The 18,655-nt window shown below is 68.9% G+C and carries 14 protein-coding genes and 2 rRNA genes; 11 read left to right on the top strand and 5 right to left on the bottom strand.

Features of this window, described 5'->3' with window-relative positions; genetic code table 11:
* Positions 1-509: 509 nt before the first annotated feature.
* The 3 genes from FF100_RS33115 to FF100_RS33105 all read right to left on the bottom strand — a co-directional run bounded on the left by FF100_RS33115 (position 510) and on the right by FF100_RS33105 (position 4,798).
* Positions 510-1,454: a substrate-binding domain-containing protein gene (locus tag FF100_RS33115; RefSeq protein WP_171070431.1), complete on the bottom strand. Its 945-nt coding sequence runs from the start codon at positions 1,452-1,454 to the stop codon at positions 510-512.
* A 165-nt stretch (positions 1,455-1,619) separates the two neighbouring features.
* The gene (locus tag FF100_RS33110; protein ID WP_139040276.1) at positions 1,620-3,344 is read right to left on the bottom strand and encodes a methyl-accepting chemotaxis protein; all 1,725 of its coding nucleotides are present in this window, start codon (positions 3,342-3,344) and stop codon (positions 1,620-1,622) included.
* Between the two features lie 527 nt (positions 3,345-3,871).
* Positions 3,872-4,798 (bottom strand): AroM family protein, encoded by a 927-nt coding sequence (locus tag FF100_RS33105; protein ID WP_139040275.1) that lies wholly within the window; start codon positions 4,796-4,798, stop codon positions 3,872-3,874.
* 98 nt (positions 4,799-4,896) lie between these two features.
* Between FF100_RS33105 and FF100_RS33100 the strand changes: the two genes are divergently transcribed.
* The 11 genes from FF100_RS33100 to FF100_RS33050 all read left to right on the top strand — a co-directional run bounded on the left by FF100_RS33100 (position 4,897) and on the right by FF100_RS33050 (position 18,182).
* Positions 4,897-6,006 (top strand): S-methyl thiohydantoin desulfurase family protein, encoded by a 1,110-nt coding sequence (locus FF100_RS33100; protein WP_139040274.1) that lies wholly within the window; start codon positions 4,897-4,899, stop codon positions 6,004-6,006.
* Positions 6,003-7,550, top strand: a complete 1,548-nt coding sequence (locus FF100_RS33095; protein ID WP_139040273.1) for a hydantoinase/oxoprolinase N-terminal domain-containing protein — start codon at positions 6,003-6,005, stop codon at positions 7,548-7,550. The genes FF100_RS33100 and FF100_RS33095 overlap by 4 nt, the downstream gene beginning before the upstream one ends.
* Positions 7,551-7,833: 283 nt before the next feature.
* Entirely contained in the window at positions 7,834-8,778 is a 945-nt protein-coding gene (locus FF100_RS33090; RefSeq protein WP_139040272.1) for an ABC transporter permease, read from the top strand.
* Positions 8,775-9,665 carry an ABC transporter permease gene (locus FF100_RS33085; protein ID WP_139040271.1) on the top strand — a complete coding sequence of 297 codons (891 nt, stop codon included), beginning with the start codon at positions 8,775-8,777 and terminating at the stop codon, positions 9,663-9,665. Before FF100_RS33090 ends, FF100_RS33085 begins: the two co-directional genes overlap by 4 nt.
* A gap of 23 nt (positions 9,666-9,688) precedes the next feature.
* On the top strand, positions 9,689-11,275 hold the full coding sequence (locus tag FF100_RS33080) for an ABC transporter substrate-binding protein (RefSeq protein WP_205825122.1): 1,587 nt from the start codon (positions 9,689-9,691) through the stop codon (positions 11,273-11,275).
* A gap of 37 nt (positions 11,276-11,312) precedes the next feature.
* Entirely contained in the window at positions 11,313-12,335 is a 1,023-nt protein-coding gene (locus tag FF100_RS33075) for an ABC transporter ATP-binding protein (RefSeq protein ID WP_139040293.1), read from the top strand.
* Positions 12,332-13,414, top strand: a complete 1,083-nt coding sequence (locus FF100_RS33070; protein WP_139040269.1) for an ABC transporter ATP-binding protein — start codon at positions 12,332-12,334, stop codon at positions 13,412-13,414. The genes FF100_RS33075 and FF100_RS33070 overlap by 4 nt, the downstream gene beginning before the upstream one ends.
* 24 nt (positions 13,415-13,438) lie before the next feature.
* Complete coding sequence (locus FF100_RS33065; RefSeq protein ID WP_139040268.1) at positions 13,439-15,073, top strand: amidohydrolase; 1,635 nt, start codon at positions 13,439-13,441, stop codon at positions 15,071-15,073.
* Positions 15,074-15,129: 56 nt separating this feature from the next.
* The gene (locus FF100_RS33060) at positions 15,130-16,578 is read left to right on the top strand and encodes an amidohydrolase family protein (protein ID WP_139040267.1); all 1,449 of its coding nucleotides are present in this window, start codon (positions 15,130-15,132) and stop codon (positions 16,576-16,578) included.
* A 108-nt stretch (positions 16,579-16,686) separates the two neighbouring features.
* Positions 16,687-17,028 (top strand): winged helix-turn-helix domain-containing protein, encoded by a 342-nt coding sequence (locus FF100_RS33055; protein ID WP_139040266.1) that lies wholly within the window; start codon positions 16,687-16,689, stop codon positions 17,026-17,028.
* A gap of 224 nt (positions 17,029-17,252) precedes the next feature.
* Positions 17,253-18,182: a hypothetical protein gene (locus FF100_RS33050; protein ID WP_139040265.1), complete on the top strand. Its 930-nt coding sequence runs from the start codon at positions 17,253-17,255 to the stop codon at positions 18,180-18,182.
* Positions 18,183-18,358: 176 nt separating this feature from the next.
* Here the strand turns inward: FF100_RS33050 and rrf are convergent.
* Together rrf and FF100_RS33040 are read right to left on the bottom strand one after the other, a co-directional pair.
* Positions 18,359-18,474: ribosomal RNA gene (rrf, locus tag FF100_RS33045) — 5S ribosomal RNA — on the bottom strand.
* A gap of 90 nt (positions 18,475-18,564) precedes the next feature.
* Positions 18,565-18,655 (bottom strand): 23S ribosomal RNA (locus FF100_RS33040); the annotation flags it as partial.

The raw sequence follows: 18,655 nt of genomic DNA, 5'->3' as shown, positions 1-18,655 counted from the left end.
CTGGACCGGATGGCTTCGACCTCGTGAAGCCCTGCGACGGGGGCGGGCGGTGTGAACATTCGGGCATGCGGCGAAATCGTAGAACACTCCTCTGCGGCGCCACTGTTCGAGCGTTCTGGGAGCATGGTTGACGGATGAAATCAGTGCCTTTGAATTCTTATGTCTCCAACCCATGATTTCATCGTGAGGTGTTGGCCGATCGAAGATCGTCTGACCTTGAAGGAGGGCTCCGGAAGTCTCGCGATCCCTGGGAATCTCCTTCGAGGTCGGTCGATCTCCGGTGGACTGGCACCTCAGGATGAGGTCGAGAATGGGAGTGACGGACCGATCGAGTCAAACAGGCTCTGATCGACCCGTCCAGACGCGCACATCGTCGTATGTGCATAGATTCTCTGTCGATGTCACCTTATTGGACAGGCCGCTCTCGATCGCGCCCTGTCCCCATGACTGCCTGCCCTCCCAGTTGCAGAGGGTCGCAGTCGTTAACTGGAAATTATGACAATATTACATTATTGTTCGATGAATTTAGAGATATTTTTATCGGTCACAAGATCGAAATCCACCCAGTCGTATTGTTGGACGTGTTCTTTATTGATAAGTTTGAGGGCATTGCTAATGGCAGATTGCCCCTCGGCTTTTGCATCTTGTTGTATGGTCAAAACAATGCGCTTCTGGAGCATGGCCTTCAGGCCATCGGGCGTCGCATCCACACCGGCAATCTTGATCTGCTCTCGCGGAGTCTTCGCCGCCTGGAGGGCGTTGGCTGCGCCAAGCGCCATCTCGTCGTTGTTTGCCAGAATTGCGTCGATCTTCTCGCCCCGCGACAGCCATCCTGACACAACCTGCTCGGCCTTCCGGCGGTCCCAATCGGCGGCAGCCTCAGCGACGATGCTGATCCCGGGCAAGTCGGCGGCCACCTCCTTGACGCCAGCCGTGCGCAGTTGCGACGCCGAATGACCGGCAGGCCCGCCGATGATGGCGATCCGGCCCCGGCCGTTCAGGATCTGCCCCATCTTCGTCATCTGCAATCGCCCGGCGACGAAATCGTTCGGAAGAACCAGCGCGACCCGGCCGGCGAACCAATCTTCATGCGGGCCATTGTTGACGTAGACGAGGGGCACGTCGGCCTCCTGCGCCATTCGCGTGATCGTCGTCGTCGCCGATGTATCGACCGCAAGGACGATGATGGCATCGACCTTCGCGGCGATGAAGCCCTTGACCTGCTCGATCTGCTTCGCTCCGGCACCGTTCTCGGCATACTCGAATCGAATCGAGGTGCCCGGCTGGCTGTTCGCGTAGTCCCGCATGCTATCGCGCAGTAACTCGGAGAAGCCGTCCGGCGACACCATGGCAACGCCGAGCGACTGTGCCAGGGCTGGCTGTACAGGAACGGCTGAGCTTGCGCCGAGAGTCAGAACGAGGAGACGCCACCCCGTCACGACTGTCCTGTTCACGCGCGATCGCGCGCTGAGATAGCCTGAGATTTTGCCAAGGAGCGCAGGTCGTGCCGGGACCAAGGGCTGATGTTGACGTGGCATGAGATGATAGCCTGTCTGATGGGCGAGAATCTTGGACGATGACGAACTCGAACGGTCGCATGCGACGCCTGGGCCGGCGTTTCAGGCGGCCCGAACGGTGCCGAGGAATTGGGCGACCTCGTTGCTCAGGTTGTCGGATTGACGCGAGAGTTCGGAGGCAGACGTCAGGACCTGGGAAGCGGCTGCGCCCGTTTCCTTGGCTGCTTCGACGACGTTGGCGACGTTGAGGGTCACCTCAGCGGTGCCGGTGGCCGCATGGGCGACGTTGCGCACGATGTGCTGCGTGGCCGCGCCCTGCTGCTGCACCGCCGCGGCGATCACCGCCGCCACGTCGTTGATCTCGTGGATGCGGCTTGCGATCCCGCCGATGGCCGAGACAGCCTGCCCGGTCGAGGTCTGGACGCGTTGGATGTGAACGGTGATTTCGTCCGTCGCCCGGGCGGTCTGACTCGCCAGTTCCTTCACCTCTGCCGCGACGACGGCAAAGCCGCGGCCAGCCGCTCCGGCGCGCGCGGCCTCGATCGTGGCGTTGAGCGCGAGCAGGTTCGTCTGGCTGGCGATGGTCGAGATCAGCCCCGTGACGTCGCCGATCCTGGAGACGGCCTCCGACAATTCCCGGACGAGTCCGGCGGTCTGGCTGGCTTGGGCGACAGCATCCTGCGCAAGGTGCGCCGAGCCGGCGACCTGGCGGGCGATCTCGGACACGCTCGTGCCGAGTTCCTCGGCCGCCGCGGCGACGGCACCGACATTCGTTGCAGCCTGTTCGGCTGCGGAGGCGGCACCCGTCGACTGGGCTGCGGTCTGGTTCGCCGTCATCGTCATGGTTCGTGCCGTCAGTTGCAGTTCCTGGGCTGAGGATGAGACCCTGCCGATGATTCCGCCCACGGCGCTCTCGAAGCTGTCTGCCATGTCGCGCATCAAGGATTGGCGCTGCTCGTCCGCCGTCGCGCGCGCGAAAGCGGCCTCCTGCTCCAGCGCGAGATTGCGAAGGATGTTGTCCTTGAAGACTTGAACGGCGGCCGCCATCTCGCCGATCTCGTCACGGCGCCCCCGATTCGGAATCACGACATCGCACTCATTTTCAGCAAGCCGCCTCATCACCTGAGTCATGGAGGCGATGGGCGAGGCGACGCGGTGGATGATCAGCCAGCTGATCGCCAGCGTGATCAGCGCGGCGATGATCAGCGCCACCGTGACGGCCATGCGAGACGTCTGTCCGATCTCGTCCGTCGTCGCGGTTCGCTCGAACGCTCGTGTCTGCCTGTAGGCGAGGATGTCGTTGACGGCTGTCCGGAAGGTCAGCGAACTTTTGCGGAACGGGCCGGCAAACACCGCATCGGCGAGTTCCCGCTCACCTGCCCGATCGAGAGCAGCCCCTTCGCTTTCGATCGCGAGAAATTGCTGCCACGCCCGTCTCAGGTTATGGGCGAGCCGCTGCTCTTCCGGGCCGGCGACAGTGGGCGCATAGGCGGTCCACGCTCCCGAGAAGGCCAGTTGCGCCTTCCGAATCTCAACCAAGTAGCTATACCGTTCTTGGCTATCGCGAGCATTGTGAGCCAATGACGCAAGCGCGCGCAGCTCTTGGCTCATCTCGTTCATCTTGCCAAGAATGGAGACCGCTGTGGTCTCAAGCGATGCCTGCTTGGCGGACTCGCTCATCATCTTGATTCTGGCAATCGCGAATATTCCCGTGACCATAAAGGCAGTAAAAAGTATTATTATCGGTCCAATTATTAAATATCTTAGACTCAGGAGAATGCTTCGTGATTTATTTAAATATTCGGACGGTTTTGCAACTGCCGACATTTTCTGCAGCCCCCAAGTTTTTGCTATAACAATATAAAAATGTCAAAATTTTTTAAATATAATATTAACAATCATGCAAAGGCCAAGCATGAACGATATGCAGTCAATGGATGCCTGCCGTCTGTATAATAATCGAGTTATTTGGAATATTTATATGCAAGTTTATGGCCAAAAACAAAAATATTATACCATTTTGAAGTCGAATGCCCTTACGGCACATACGGCGAGGTTCGGCATGCAGGCCATTGTTGGATGATGCGGACATTCACCCCGGATCGACGCAGGTGCTGCAGGTCGAGCGGCGATCCGAGATGCCCGGACAGATGCGCGAGCATGGATAGAACATCGCTATCCAGCGTAGCATCAGCCGCCGAAGGCCCGATGGCGTCGAACGCAGCCTTCGGCAGCCGACTCGATCACCGTCACTCCACGCAGACTCGCGTCGGCAGGCCAACGCGTCGTCCGCTGAGGCTGTTGTCCCGCCGCAGATTCTCGCCGCAAAACCGGCACCCCTTTGCGACATCGGCTCAGGCATCCGGCGCCTCCGACGCCATCACCAGCCGGATCAGCGCCCCCAGCGACCCCACCTCCATCTTGCCCATCACCTTGGAGCGATGGATCTCCACGGTCTTCGGGCTGATCGCGAGCTGGCGGCCGATCGCCTTCGAGGTCAGGCCTTCGGCCATCAGGGAGAGCACCTGCCGCTCGCGGGGCGTCAGCCGGGACAGGCGCTCGCCGTAATCGGCCGGTCCCGCCCGCGCGTCGCCCGCCGGCTCGCCGCCCTGATCGAGGAGGAGGCGGATCGCGCCCGCGACGATGCGGCGGGCGAGTACCACCGGGCGGCCGGTCGCTCGCGCCACGATCGCGCGGTCGCGCTCGTCGAAGGCGACGGAGTTCAACACGATCACCTCGCAGCCGCCGAGATCGACGATGGCGCGGGCGAGCGCGTCGCGGTCGCCCGGCATCGCGTGGGTGATGGTGACCGGGTAACCGGCGAGCGTCGGCAGCCGGACCTCCTCGATCTGGCGGGCGATCGGCTGGACGATGCCGAGGCGCTGCTCCTCCGCCGCCAGCGCCCGGATGCCGGATTCGATCGCCCGCTGGGCGTTCACCATCGGGGTCGGGCTGTCGAAGTCGCGCAAGAGCCCGGTCGAGAGGATCACCACGAGGTCGAACTCGCGCGGGCGCAACGAGGCCAGGATGCCCGCCATGCGCTCGCCGACGGCGGCCTTCGACACGACCACGTCGGCGCCGCTGCGCAGCCGGGTGACCAGCGAGGCCTCGCCGGCATCGGGCTCCAGGGCGGCGATCTCGGCCGCCGACAGCCCGTCGAGGGCGCCGCGCTCGACCGGCTCGACCGGGCCGTTCAGCTGGAGCAGGATCTCCGGGACGATGTCGTCGCGCGGGCTCTGGCCGGCCTCGATGAACACGACACGCTTGAGGCGACCCGCCACGAACACCCCGCTCCCGCCTGATCCCGGGTAGGGGCCTCTCCTGATAGGCGGGGCCCGCCGCCGACCTTACCCTCGCGGCCATCCAGTGAGGAGGGGCCATGATCGGCCAATTCACGAGCGGCCCATCCGAGATCCGCGACTTCGCGCCCGAGGAGATCGCGCCCCTCGGCATCGGCGCCTGGATCCTCGGCACCGGCGGCGGCGGCAGCCCGTACCTGGCGGAGCTCAACCTCAAGACCCTCTATGCCGAGGGCAAGCGCTGCCGGCTGATCGACCCGCGGGCGCTCGACGACGACGACCCCGTCGCGGTGGTGTCGAAGATGGGCGCGCCGCTGGTCGGCCAGGAGCGGCTCGTCGATCCGGCGCATCTCGCCCGCGCCGTCCGGCTGATGGAGGAGGTCACCGGCCGGCGCTTCCGCGCCGTGATGAGCGTCGAGATCGGCGGCGGCAACGCCCTCTCGCCGTTCCTGGCGGCGGCCCATCTCGACATCCCGGTGGTCGATGCGGACGCGATGGGGCGCGCCTATCCGGAGGCGCAGATGACGAGCTTCGCCATCGGCGACCTCAAGATGTACCCGCTGACCCTGGTCGATTGCCGCGACAACGAGGTGGTGGTGGCCCGCGCCGCGTCCTGGACCTGGATGGAGCGGATCTCCCGCAGGGCCTGCACCGAGGTCGGCTCGACCGCCGCCACCTGCAAGGCGCCGCGCACCGGGCGCGAGGTCAAGGAATGGGGGATCCTCGACACCGTCACCAAGGCCACCGGCCTCGGCCGCGCGGTGCTGGAGGCGCGGGCCGCCCATGCCGACCCGGTGGCGGCGGTGGTGGCGCATGAGGGCGGCAAGGTGCTGTTTCGCGGCAAGATCGGCGACATCGACCGCACCGCGACCGGCGGCTTCCTGCGCGGGTCGGCCCGCATCGACGGGCTCGGCGACGATGCCGGCAGCCGGATGGAGCTGGCCTTCCAGAACGAGTGGGCGGTGGGCTTCCGCGACGGCGCGCCGGTGGTGATGACGCCGGACCTGATCTGCGTCCTCGACACGGTCTCGGGCGAGGCGATCGGCACCGAGACCGCCCGCTACGGCCAGCGGGTGACGGTGGTGGCGCTGCCGGCGCCAGACATCCTCCTGTCGCCGAAGGGCCTCGCCCATGTCGGCCCGCGGGCCTTCGGCTACGACCTCGACTTCACCTCGGTCTTCTCCTCATGAAGCGCATCGGCATCGACGTCGGCGGCACCAACACGGATGCCGTGCTGATCGACGGCACGCGGGTCCTCGGCTCCGTCAAGACGCCCACCACCGCCGACGTGATGGCGGGCGTGCGCCAGGCCATCCGCGACCTCGGGGCCGCGGCACCGCTCGAGGGCATCGACGCCGTGATGATCGGCACGACGCATTTCACCAACGCGGTGGTGGAGCGCGCCCGGCTGGAGCGCGTCGCGGCGATCCGCATCGCGCTCCCGGCGGCCCGCTCGCTGCCGCCGACCGTCGACTGGCCGGACGACCTGCGCGCGGCGGTCGATCCGCTGTCGGTCATGGTGGCGGGCGGGCACGAATATGACGGGCGCGAACTCGTCCCCCTCGACCGCGCGGCGATCCGGGACGCGGCCTCACGCATCCGCGACGCCGGCATCACCTCGGTCGGCATCACCGCCCTGTTCTCGCCGCTGACCGCGGCCTGCGAGGAGGAGGCGGCGGATCTCGTCCGCGCCGTGATCCCGGGGGCGCGGATCACGCTCTCGCACACCCTCGGCCGCATCGGGCTCCTGGAGCGCGAGAACGTCACGCTGCTCAACGCCGCGCTGCAATCCCTGGGACTTCGGACGGTGGCCGCCTTCGAGGAGGCGCTCGCCGCCTCCGGCATCGCCGCGCCGTTCTTCCTGACCCAGAACGACGGCACCGTCGTGCTGGCCGCTCTGGCGGCGGCCAATCCTGTCCATTCCTTCGCCTCGGGCCCCACCAACTCGATGCGCGGCGCCGCCTTCCTGTCGGGGCGCGACGGCGCGATGGTGGTCGATGTCGGCGGCACGACGAGCGATGTCGGCTCCCTCGTCCACGGTTTCCCGCGCGAGGCCAACAACGTCGTGTCGATCGGCGGGGTGCGGACGCTGTTCCGCATGCCCGACCTGCTGCCGATGGCGCTCGGCGGCGGCACGATCATCGATCCCGCGACCGGCGCGATCGGGCCGCGCTCGGTCGGCTACCGCATCACCGAGAAGGCCCTGGTCTTCGGCGGCGACACGCTGACGGCGACCGACATCGCGGTGGCGGCGGGCCGGGTCGAGATCGGCGACCGCGACCGCGTCCGGCACCTCGATCCGGCCTTCGTCGCCGCCATGCTGGCGCGGATCGCCGGGACGGTCGAGGAGGGGGTCGACCGGATGAAGACCTCCGGGACCGCGACCGAGCTCGTCGCGGTCGGCGGCGGCGCCTTCCTGATCCCGGACCGGCTCGAGGGCGTGAGCGAGGTCGTGCGCGTCGCCCATGCCGGCGTGGCGAACGCGCTCGGCGCCGCGATGGCGCAGATCTCCGGCGAGGTCGACCAGATCTTCGCCGATCTCTCCCGCGACGCGGCGCTCGCCGAGGCGCAGGCGATGGCCGAGCGCCGCGCGGTCGAGGCCGGGGCCGAGCCCGCCAGCCTGAAGGTCATCGAGGTCGAGGACATCCCGATCGCCTACCTGCCCGGCGGCGCCCGCCGCGTCCGCGCCCGCGTCGTCGGCGACGTGCGGGAGCGCGGGGCGGTCGCGGTCTGACGAGCGCCGTCGATCAGCCACTGACGCGCGTCAAATCATGATGGTTCCTTCACCGTATCGGGTGGCCAAGCGGATGGAACGATCCAGGCGACGAACGCCGCGAGGCCCGGATGATCGTTTCTCATCTGGCCCGCACCTTGCAGGGTCGTTGCAGAGATCGATGGACAGCGGGAGGCTCCACTTGTTAGCTCTCAGGCACGAGGCGAAACCGGGCCGGTCCAGGACCGCGACCGGGTTGCCCCAGGGCGGCCGGCGGCTCTCGGCGGCGCGGCTCTAGGCGCCGATGCTCCGCCAGGTTCTCCAGCGGCTGCTCCTCGCCGTCCCGGTCCTGCTCGGCGTGCTGCTGGTCGGCTTCCTCCTGATGCAGGTCGTGCCCAACGACCCGGCCGTGGTCCGGGCCGGTCCGACGGCGACGCAGGACGTCATCGAGGCGATCCGGCGCGATCTCGGCCTCGACCGGCCGCTCTGGATCCAGTTCCCGCTCTATCTCGGCCGCCTGCTGCGCGGCGACCTCGGCGTCTCGATCATCAACAACATGCCGGTGATCGACGAACTCGGGAACACGATCGGGCCGACGCTCGAACTGATGCTGGCCTCGCTGATCTGGTCGGCGCCGCTCGGCATCCTGCTCGGCACGGTCGGCGCCTACTGGCGCGGCCGCTGGCCCGACCGGTTGATCCTGGCGGCCTCGGTGGCCGGCGTCTCGGTGCCGGTCTTCCTGCTCGGGCTCGGCCTCGTCTGGCTCTTCGGCTTCCACTGGCAGCTCCTGCCCTTCACCGGCCGCACCGGGCCGCTCTGGACGCTCGAGGGAATTCAGGGCGTGATCCTGCCGGCGGTGACGCTGGGCGGCGTCTTCGTCGGGCCGGTCGCCCGCATGACGCGCAGCTCCGTCCTCGACGCGCTCGGGGCCGACCACGTCCGCACCGCCCGGGCGAAGGGGCTGAGCGAGCGCGCCGTCGTGCTCCGGCACGCCCTGCGCAACGCCCTGATCCCGGTCGTCACCCTGATCGGGCTGCAGATCGGGTTCCTGCTCGGCGGCGCGGTGGTGGTCGAAACGATCTTCAGCTGGCCGGGCATCGGCCGGCTCGCCGTCGGGGCGATCCTGTCGAGCGACGCGCCGATGGCCCAGGGCACCATCATCGTCCTGTCGGCCGGCTTCATCCTGATCAACCTGGTCGTCGACGTGCTCTACGCGTTCCTCGACCCCCGCACCCGGGAGGCCCGATGAGCGAGGCCGTCGCGCTCACGCCCGAGGCGACGCCGCATGCCGGTTTCGCGGTCGCGGCCCGTCCCTCGATCCTGCGCGTCCTCATGCGCGAGCCGGTCAGCGCCGTGGCTCTGGTCGTCGTCGCGCTGCTGGTGCTGGCGGCCCTGCTGGCGCCGTGGCTCGCGCCGGCCGATCCTTACGCGGGCGACCTCGCCAACACCCTCAAGGCCCCGGGCGACGGGGCGCTGCTCGGCACCGACGGGCAGGGGCGCGACATGGTCACCCGCCTGCTGTTCGGCCTCAGGACGACGCTGGCGATGAGCGGCGTGGCCGTCGTCATCGGCTGCGGCCTCGGCGGGCTCGTCGGGTTCGCGGCGGCCTATTACCCGCGCGTCTCCGGGCTCCTGATGCGCCTGATGGACGTGCTGCTGTCGTTCCCGGCGATCCTGTTCGGCCTGGCGCTGACCGCGATCGTCGGGCCGGGCCTCACGGCGGTGCTGCTCGCGCTCTCGATCGCCACCGTCCCGCTGATGGCGCGGGTGGTGCGCGGCGCGGCGCTGGTGGTGCTGCAGCAGGACTACATCGAGGCCGCCCGCGCCCTCGGCATGGGCGACGGCCGCATCCTGACGAAGTACGTCCTGCTCAACTGCCTGTCGCCGATCTTCGTCTTCGTCACCTTGCGCTTCGGCCAGGTGATCCTGCTCGGCTCGCTCCTGTCCTTCATCGGGCTCGGCGCGCAGCCGCCGACGGCCGAGCTCGGCGCCATGGCGTCGGACGGACGCAACTTCCTGTTCTTCGCGCCCCACGTCTCGGTCCTGCCGAGCCTGCTGATCTTCGTCACCGTGCTCGCCTTCACGATGCTCGGCGACGGCCTGCGCGATGCCCTCGACCCCCGCCTGCGCCGCTGACGATGCGAGAGGATTTTCGATCGATGAAGACGTTCGTGACGGCTGCGACGGCGGCCGGATTGTCGCTCCTCGGCCTCGTCCCAGCCGTTGCCCAGACCAAGGCGCCGCTCACCATCCTGCGGGTCATCGATGCCGACCGCTACGATCCGGTCCGCTCGACCGCGACCTCGGCCTCCGAGGTCGTGTTCATGCTGGCCGACACGCTGGTCAGCCTCGACTTCGACATGAAGACGGTGAAGCCGCTGCTCGCCAAGTCCTGGACCGAATCCCAGGACGGCAAGACCTACACCTTCGACCTGCGCCAGGACGTGAAGTTCTGCGACGGCCGGCCGATGACCGCCGAGGACGTGGTCTACTCGCTCAAGCGCTGGATCGATCCGGCCACCCGCTCGCCGGTGGCCAACCGCGCCGGCAAGGTGAAGGATATCCGCGCCACCGACGACCACACCGTCGTCTACGAGCTGCAGGAGCCGTTCAGCGACCTCCTGTACCAGCTCACGCAATCCTTCGGCTCGATCGTCGACAAGGCGGCCGTCGAGACGCTGGGCCAGAATTTCGGCGTCCAGGGCTTCAACGCCACCGGGCCGTATTGCTGGGTCAGCTGGACGCCGCGCCAGGACCTCGTCCTGAAGAAGAACCCCCATTACACCTGGGGCCCGCCGATCTACAGGAATCCGAAGCCGGAGATCGACCAGATCGTCTGGAAGGTCGTGCCCGAGGCCAATACCCTGATGGCCGCCATGCAGGCGCGCCAGGCCGACATCACCTATTACCCGCCGCTGTTCTCGATCGACACGATGCAGCGGGTGCCGGGCCTCAAGGTGCAGCAGCAGAAGAACTACATCTACGACGTCTTCTTCGCCTTCCGGGTCAACAAGCCGGTCTCGAGCGATCCGGCGATCCGGCGCGCCGCCGGCATGGCGGTCAACCGGGACGCGATCGCCAAGGCGGTCTATTTCGGCCACGGCACGCCGCTGCACTCGCTGCTCAGCCCAACCGTGCTCGACTACGACGCCAAGGCGGCCGCGATGATGCCGCCCCTCGACCCGGCGGGCGCCGCCAAGGTGCTGGACGAGGCCGGCTGGGCGCCCGGGCCGGACGGCATCCGGGTGAAGGACGGCCAGAAGGCCAGTGTCCTGGTCTACGGCATCCGCGACGACCAGAACCCGCGCATCGCCGAGGCGATGCAGGGGGACCTGCGCAAGGTCGGCATCGACATGCGGATCCAGCTCTGGGACGCGACCGTCGCCTGGGGCAAGCTGGCGACGCAGGAATTCGACGCCTTCATGCTGTCCTACCCGTACGGGACCGCGACCGAGGCGCTCAGCCTCTACTTCAAGAGCACGCAGGCGCCGACGCCGAACCGGATGAACTGGAAGGACGAGACGACCGACCGGCTCATCGACGCCGCCGCGACCGCGGTCGATCCCGCCAAACGCACGCAGGCGACCGCCGAGGTGCAGCGGCTCCTCACCGCCGCCAACGTCTGGATTCCGCTCGTGACGCGGCAGCTCTGGGTCGTGTCGGGGGACCGCGTCGAGGGCGTGCGGCCGCACGGGCTCTACGGCGCGGGCCTCTACAAGGGCCTCGACCTCAGCCTGAAGCGGTAGGGGCGTGGCCGTGCCCCTCGCCGCCGCCCGCCCGATCCTGCAACCCGACCACCCGGCGACCGCCCCGCGCGGCGCCGCCGCGCCGGAGCCGATCCTCGAGGTGCGCGACCTCGCCACGACCTTCGCGACGCCGCGCGGCCCGATCCGTCCGGTGGACGGCGTCTCGCTCGCGGTGGCGCCGGGGCGCACCCTCGGCATCGTCGGCGAGAGCGGCTGCGGCAAGAGCATGCTGTCGCTCTCCCTGATGGGGCTGGTGCCCGCGCCCGGCCGGGTGACCGGCGGCTCGATCCGGCTCGAGGGGCGCGAGCTCGTCGGGCTGGCGCCGGCCGCGATGCGGTCCTTGCGCGGCCGGCGCATCGCCATGATCTTCCAGGAGCCGATGACGAGCCTGAACCCGGTCCACACGATCGGGTATCAGATCGTCGAGGCCTTGAGGGAGCACGAGACGCTGCCCGCCCGGGCGCTCAAGGAGAAGGCGATCGCGGCGTTGCGGCAGGTGCGCATCCCGGCGCCCGAGCGGCGCTTCGACGAGTATCCGCACCAGCTCTCCGGCGGCATGCGCCAGCGCGTGATGCTCGCCATGGCGCTCGCCTGCCGCCCGGCGCTCCTCATCGCCGACGAGCCGACGACGGCCCTCGACGTGACGATCCAGGCGCAGATCCTCGACCTGCTGCGCGAGCTGCAGGCCGAGACCGGCATGGCGATCATCCTGATCACCCACGATCTCGGCGTGGTCGCCCAGGTCGCCGACGAGGTGGCGGTGATGTATGCCGGCCGTATCGTCGAGCGCGCCCCGGTCGCGGCGATCTTCGACGATCCCCAGCACCCCTACACGATCGGCCTGATGGGCGCGATGCCGCGGATGGAGGACGAGCGCGACCGGCTCGTCGTGATCGGCGGCACCGTGCCGCCGCCCTTCGCGCTGCCGGCGGGGTGCCGGTTCGGCCCGCGCTGTCCCTTCGCCGGGGAGGAATGCCGCGCGGCCTACCCGCCCACCGCCGAGATCGCGCCCGGCCACGCCGTCGCCTGCTGGAAGGCGCCCGTGGAGACGCAGGCATGACGGGGCCGCTCCTCGAACTCGACGGCGTCCGCAAGCACTACCCGGTGCACGAGGGCCTGATCCTGCGCCGGCAGGTCGGCGCGGTGCGGGCGGTCGACGGCGTGTCGCTCTCCATCGCGGCCGGCGAGACGCTGGCGGTGGTGGGCGAGAGCGGCTGCGGCAAGTCCACCCTCGCGCGGCTGGCGCTCCGGCTGATCGCGCCGAGCGCCGGCACGATCCGCTTCGACGGCCGCGACGTCACCCATGACGGGCGGGCCGCGTTGAAGCCCCTGCGCCGGCAGATGCAGGTGATCTTCCAGGACCCGTTCGCCAGCCTCAACCCGCGCATGAGCGTCGAGGAGATCCTGGCCGAGCCGATGCTGGTCCACGGCCTCGGCGATGCCGCCTCCCGGGCGGCCCGGGTGCGCGAGCTGCTCGATCTCGTCGGGCTGGCGCGCTACCACGCCGACCGCTTCCCGCACGAATTCTCCGGCGGGCAGCGCCAGCGCATCGGCATCGCCCGGGCGCTCGCGCTCAAGCCCCGGCTGATCGTCTGCGACGAGCCGGTCTCGGCCCTCGACGTCTCGATCCAGGCGCAGGTGGTGAACCTGCTCAAGGACCTGCAGGCGGAGTTCGGCCTCGCCTACCTGTTCATCTCGCATGGGCTGGCGGTGGTGAGGCACATGGCCGACCGGGTGGCCGTGATGTATCTCGGCGAGGTCGTCGAGACCGCCCCGGTGGGTGCGCTCTACGCCGCCCCGCGCCATCCCTACACGCAGGCGCTGCTCGCCGCCGCGCCGGTGCCCGATCCCGCCCGCCGCCCCGCACGGCCGGCGCTCGGCGGCGACGTGCCGAGCCCGATGAAGCCGCCCGCCGGCTGCCGCTTCCACACCCGCTGCATCGTCGCGCAGGCGCGCTGCCGCGAGGAGGCGCCGGCCCTGCGGACGCTCGGACCCGGCCACGCGGCGGCCTGCCACTTCGCCGAGACGGTCCCGGCCTTCACCCGCCTCGGTGCGGGCGAGCGCCATGCGCGGCTCCAGGCCCGGCTGGCGCTCTACGAGCGGAAGCGGGCCGCCATGACCGCGACCACGGCGGCCTGATGACGACAGCGAGCGGAGAGATCCATGGCGTTGCTCCCGAAAGCCGACACGATCCTGACCAACGGCCGCGTCTTCTGCGGCCTCAAGGAGGGCATGGCGGAGGCCGTCGCGCTCTGGGCCGGCACGGTTCTGGCGACCGGCTCGTCCGCCGACCTCGCAGCGCTGATCGGGCCGGGGACGCGGGTCATCGACCTGCGCGGCCGGCTCGCCACCCCGGGCCTCTACGACGCCCACATGCATCTCCTGCCCTACGGGCTCGGCATGCTCGACATCGACGCGACGCCGGCCGCCGCCCGCACCCTCGACGCGCTCCTGGCTAAGATCCGCGAGCGGGCGACGGCGCTGCCGCCGGGCTCCTGGATCCTGGCACGCGGCTACGACCAGTTCGAGCTCGACGTGAAGCGCCACCCCTTGCGCGAGGAACTCGATGCCGTCGCGCCCGACCACCCGGTCTCGCTGGTGCGCGCCTGCGGGCACGTGACGATCGCCAATTCGCGGGCGCTGGCGCTCGCCGGCATCGACGAGGCGACGCCGGTGCCGCAGGGCGGCGCGATCGAGCAGCGGGACGGCCGCCTGACCGGGCTCCTCGCCGAGACCGGCCGCGACCGGCTCAAACGCGTGCTGCCGCCGCCGACCGACGCGGATCTGGTGGCGGCGATCGAGCGGGCGGGCGAGGCCTGCCTGTCCTACGGCATCACCAGCGTCATGGATGCCGGGGTCGGCATGCGGGCCGGCTATCGGGAGGTCGCCGCCTACCGCAACGCCCAGCGAAGCCTGCGCCTGCCGGTGCGGGTGAACCAGTGCCTGCTCGGCGGGCCCGGCGGCATCGTCGAGCAGGCCTTCGAGGACGGCGTGATCACCGGCGCGGGCGACGACATGCTCCGCGTCGGCCCGGTCAAGATCTTCACCGACGGCAGCGCCGGCGGGCGTACCGCCGCCATGGCGCAGCCCTATCTCGGCGAGCCGGAGACCCGCGGATTGTCGCTCCTGACCGACCCGGAGATGGATACCTTCGTGGCGGAGTATCACGCCAAGGGCTACCAGCTCGCCGTGCACGCGATCGGCGACGCGGCGATCGAGCAGACGTTGAATGCCTTTGAGAAGGCCCTGACGGCGATGCCCGATCCGGCGCGGCGCCACCGCATCGAGCATTGCGGCTTCAACAGCCCGGCGCAGATCGACCGCATGGTGCGGCTCGGCGTCGAGCCGGTGCCGCAGCCGGTCTTCATCTACGATTTCGGCGACCTCTACGTCTCGGTGCTGGGCGAGGCGCGGGCCGCCGCCTCCTACCCGATGAAGACCTGGCTCGAAAGCGGCCTTGCCGCGGCGGCCTCCAGCGACGCGCCGGTCTGCGACATCGACCCGTTCCCGAACCTGTTCACGATGGTGACCCGCAAGACCTCGCGCGGCACCGTGATCGGCGGGGCCGAGCGGCTGTCGCTGCCCGAGGCCTTGCACGCCTATACGGCGCTCGGGGCCTTCGTGAACAAGGCCGAGGGGCATCGCGGCCGCCTCGTGCCGGGGCTGGCCGCCGATATCGCGGTGTTCTCGCGCGACATGACCACGGCCGCGCCCGAGGAGATCCTGTCCGGCACGCGCTGCGACATGGCCATCCGCGGCGGCGCCGTCGTCTACGACCGCGGCGGCCAAGTCGCGTGACACATGCAAGTCGCCTGACACAAGCAAGTCGCCTGACATCACGAGGGGAGGGGACCGTGACCGAACCCACCGGCGCCACGCTCTACCGGAACTGCGACTGGATCGTCGCCTGGGACGCCGAGGCCGGCTCCCACGTCTACCTCCGCCACGCCGACCTCGCCTTCACGGGCAAGGACGTCACGTTCGTCGGCCAAGGCTATGACGGCCCGGTGGCGCGCGAGATCGACGGTGCCGGGCTGATGCTGATCCCCGGCTTCGTCGACATCCACTCCCATCCCGGGCACGAGCCGGGCTGGAAGGGCATGCTGGAGGAGCTCGGCAGCGCCAAGCTCGGGCAAAGCTCGCTCTACGAGTTCATGCCGGTCTTCAACATCGGCCCGGGCTACGCCAGGCACGCCAGGCGCGTCGCGGTCTCGGAACTCTTGAAGAGCGGCGTCACGACGATCTGCGACCTCGGCCAGCCGACCCCCGACTGGCCGGAGCATTACGCCGAGACCGGGATCCGGGCGGTGCTCTGGGCGATGTTCCGCTCGGGCCCATGGAAGACCACCAACGGCCATTCGGTCGAGTACGACCTCGACCCGGCCCGCGGCGACCGCCTGCTGCGCGAGGCGATCGACCTGATGGACGAGGCCGGCCGCCACCCGAGCGGCCGCATCTCCGGCCTGCTCTGCCCGGCCCAGATCGACACGGTGACGGAGGGCCAGATCCTCGAGGCGCTCGCCGCCGCCCGCGACCGCGGCCAGCCGATCCAGATCCACGCCGCCCAGAGCATCGTCGAATTCCAGGAGATCCTGCGCCGCACCGGCGAGACGCCGATCGGCTGGCTCGACAAGATCGGCGCGCTGGGGCCCGACCTCGTCATCGGCCACGGCATCTTCCTCAACGACCATCCCTGGCTGCACTTCCCGCACGCCAACGACTTCGAGCGGCTGCGGGACAGCGGCGCCGGCGTCGCGCATTGCCCGGTGGTGTTCGCGCGCCGCGGCATCGCGCTGAACTCGCTCGGCCGCTACATGGAGGCCGGCATCCCCTGCGGGATCGGCACCGACACCTTCCCGCACAACATGCTCGATGAGCTGCGCATGGCCTGCTACGCCGGCCGCATCCGCGCCGGCAGCTACACCGCCGCGACCACCGCCCAGGCCTTCACGGCCGCGACGAGCGGCGGTGCCGACCTGATCCGGCGGCCGGACCTCGGCCGGCTGGCGCCGGGTTGCAAGGCCGATTTCGCCGTGATCGACATGGGCAATCCGTACATGCAGCCCGATTACGAGCCGCTGCGCAGCCTGATCTACTCGGCCAACGACCGGGCCGTGCGCGACGTCTACGTCGACGGCGTGCAAGTCGTGCGCGACGGCACGGTGACGACCTTCGACATCGCCGAGGACATCGCGATGCTGCGGCGCGGCCAGGCCGAGGTCATCGCCGGCGCTCCCGGGCGCGACTGGGCCGGCCGCAGCCTCGAGGACTTGTCGCCGCGCGTCTTCCCGGTACGCAGCTGAGCGGAGGCGGTTGCCGGTCCTCGAGCGACGCGGACCGATCCGACCGCTATAAGGGCCGGATCGGAACGCCGTTCCTTCGCTCAAGACCGTCCCGCCTCGGGCCCCGCCATGGTCTCGCTCAGCATCCGCATCGACCTTGCCCCCGAGATCCGGGTCGGTCCCGGCAAGATCCGTCTCCTCGAGGCCATCGCCGAGCACGGCTCGATCTCGGCCGCCGGACGGGTGCTCGGGATGTCGTACCGCCGCGCCTGGGTGCTGGTCGACGAGCTCAACCGATCCTTCGCGGAGCCTGTCGTCGAGGGGCAGGTCGGGGGGCGCAGCGGTGGGGGAGCCCACGTCACGCCGTTCGGTGCCCGCCTGATCGCATGTTACCGGGCCATCGAGCGCGATGCGACCGCTGCCGCGGACCAGCACCTGGCCGGCCTGGAGCGTGCCGTCGCGGCCCCCTGACCGGACCGGCCGCCCCGTCACCGGGCAATGCCCTGCACCTCCACCGCGGCCTCCGCTCGGGTCCGGCGGAATGGCCCCATGCCGGAGATACGCGGAAGGTGTAGCCGAACCGCCGCAACCAGGGGCGTGCATCCTCGATATAGAGGGTACCGGTACCAGGCCCGGTCATGCCCCTCATCTCGCTCGCCCTCGCATCGTCCCGCCGGTTTGCGGCGCTCCTCATCGTGGTTGGTGCCACCGACCCGTTCGCCGTCGCCGTGCCCGCTCAGGCCGGTGAGACCCAGACTGGGAGCAGCGCACGCGAAGCGCAGGGGGGCGGGAAGGGCGACAAGCCCGACAAGGTCGACACCGAGAACCTGTTCGGATTTACCGAGGGCACCGATACCGGCAAGAAGGGCGAGCAGGAGGTGCTGGTCGACAGCATCGGCCGCTTCAGCAAGCGCCGGGATGGGCCTGGCCGGTCGGGCTACGGTGCCGCGCAGCCCCTCATCAGCTACCAGTACGACCCGACGGACAATTTCAGCATCGAGCCGGGCCTCCGGTTTGATGCCCGCGACAGCCGCGGCATCGCGGGCGTCCCGAACAAGGCCTTCGGGACCTTCAACGGCGGTTCTGTCGAGCTCAAGTACCAGTTCTTCAAGCGCACCGAGGACCGACCGTTCAGTCTGGCCGTTCTGGCCGAACCGCAATACGCTCGTATCACCCCGGTCGAGGGGCAGGGGGCAGACGTATACAGCGTCGAGAGCCGCCTCATCGCCGATATGCGGCTGGTGCCGGACACGCTTTGGGCCGGCTTCAACCTGATCTACGACCCTCAGGTGTCGCGGCTGAAGGGCAGCGGCGAAGTCGACCGGACCTCGACGCTCTCGCTCTCGGGCGCGGTGATGGCGAAGATCGCGGGCGACCTCTTCGTGGGGCCGGAGGTCCGGTACATGCGCGCCTATGAGGGGGCGTTCCTGAACCGCTTCGAGGGTCACGCCGTCTTCGTCGGTCCGGTGCTGCACTACCACGTCATGGAGAAGGGCTTTCTCACCCTGGCCTACTCGACGCAGGTGTTCGGCCACGATCGTGACCCGGATTTCTCGGACAGGGTGTTCAACCTGACCCAGTTCTCGCGTCACAACCTGCGTGTCCGATTCGGCGTCGAATTCTAGATTTCCGCTGATCGTCCTTCAGGGGCACACCCGGGCGGCCACGGTATCGACTGAGCCCCGCACCAGGATGGAGCGCCGAGAGGCGAGGGGGCCTGAACGCGACGAAGCCCGCCAGGGATGATCCTGGCGGGCTTGCGTGTTGAGATCGTGATGAGGGAACGTGACGTGCTTGGCAGGTCTGGCGGTGACCGACTCTCCCGTGTCTTGAGACACAGTACCATAGGCGCTGGGGCGGTTAACGGCCGAGTTCGAGATGGGATCGGGTTCAGATCACCCCGCTCAGACCACCAGACCGGCCAAGCACGTTCGTCCGGCAAGCATATGTGTATGTGTCTTCATCGTGTCGTGGTTGTGTTGGTCGATCCGGACACGGATCATGAGAGCGATCAAGCCGATCGAGCGATTAGTACTGGTCAGCTCAGCGCGTTACCGCGCTTGCACATCCAGCCTATCCACGTGGTCGTCTTCCACGG

The sequence above is a fragment of the Methylobacterium terricola genome, from assembly GCF_006151805.1.
In the GTDB taxonomy this organism is placed as follows: Bacteria; Pseudomonadota; Alphaproteobacteria; order Rhizobiales; family Beijerinckiaceae; genus Methylobacterium; species Methylobacterium terricola.
Note: the sequence above shows the minus strand (reverse complement) of the source record. Positions and strands in the feature narration are given on the sequence as shown.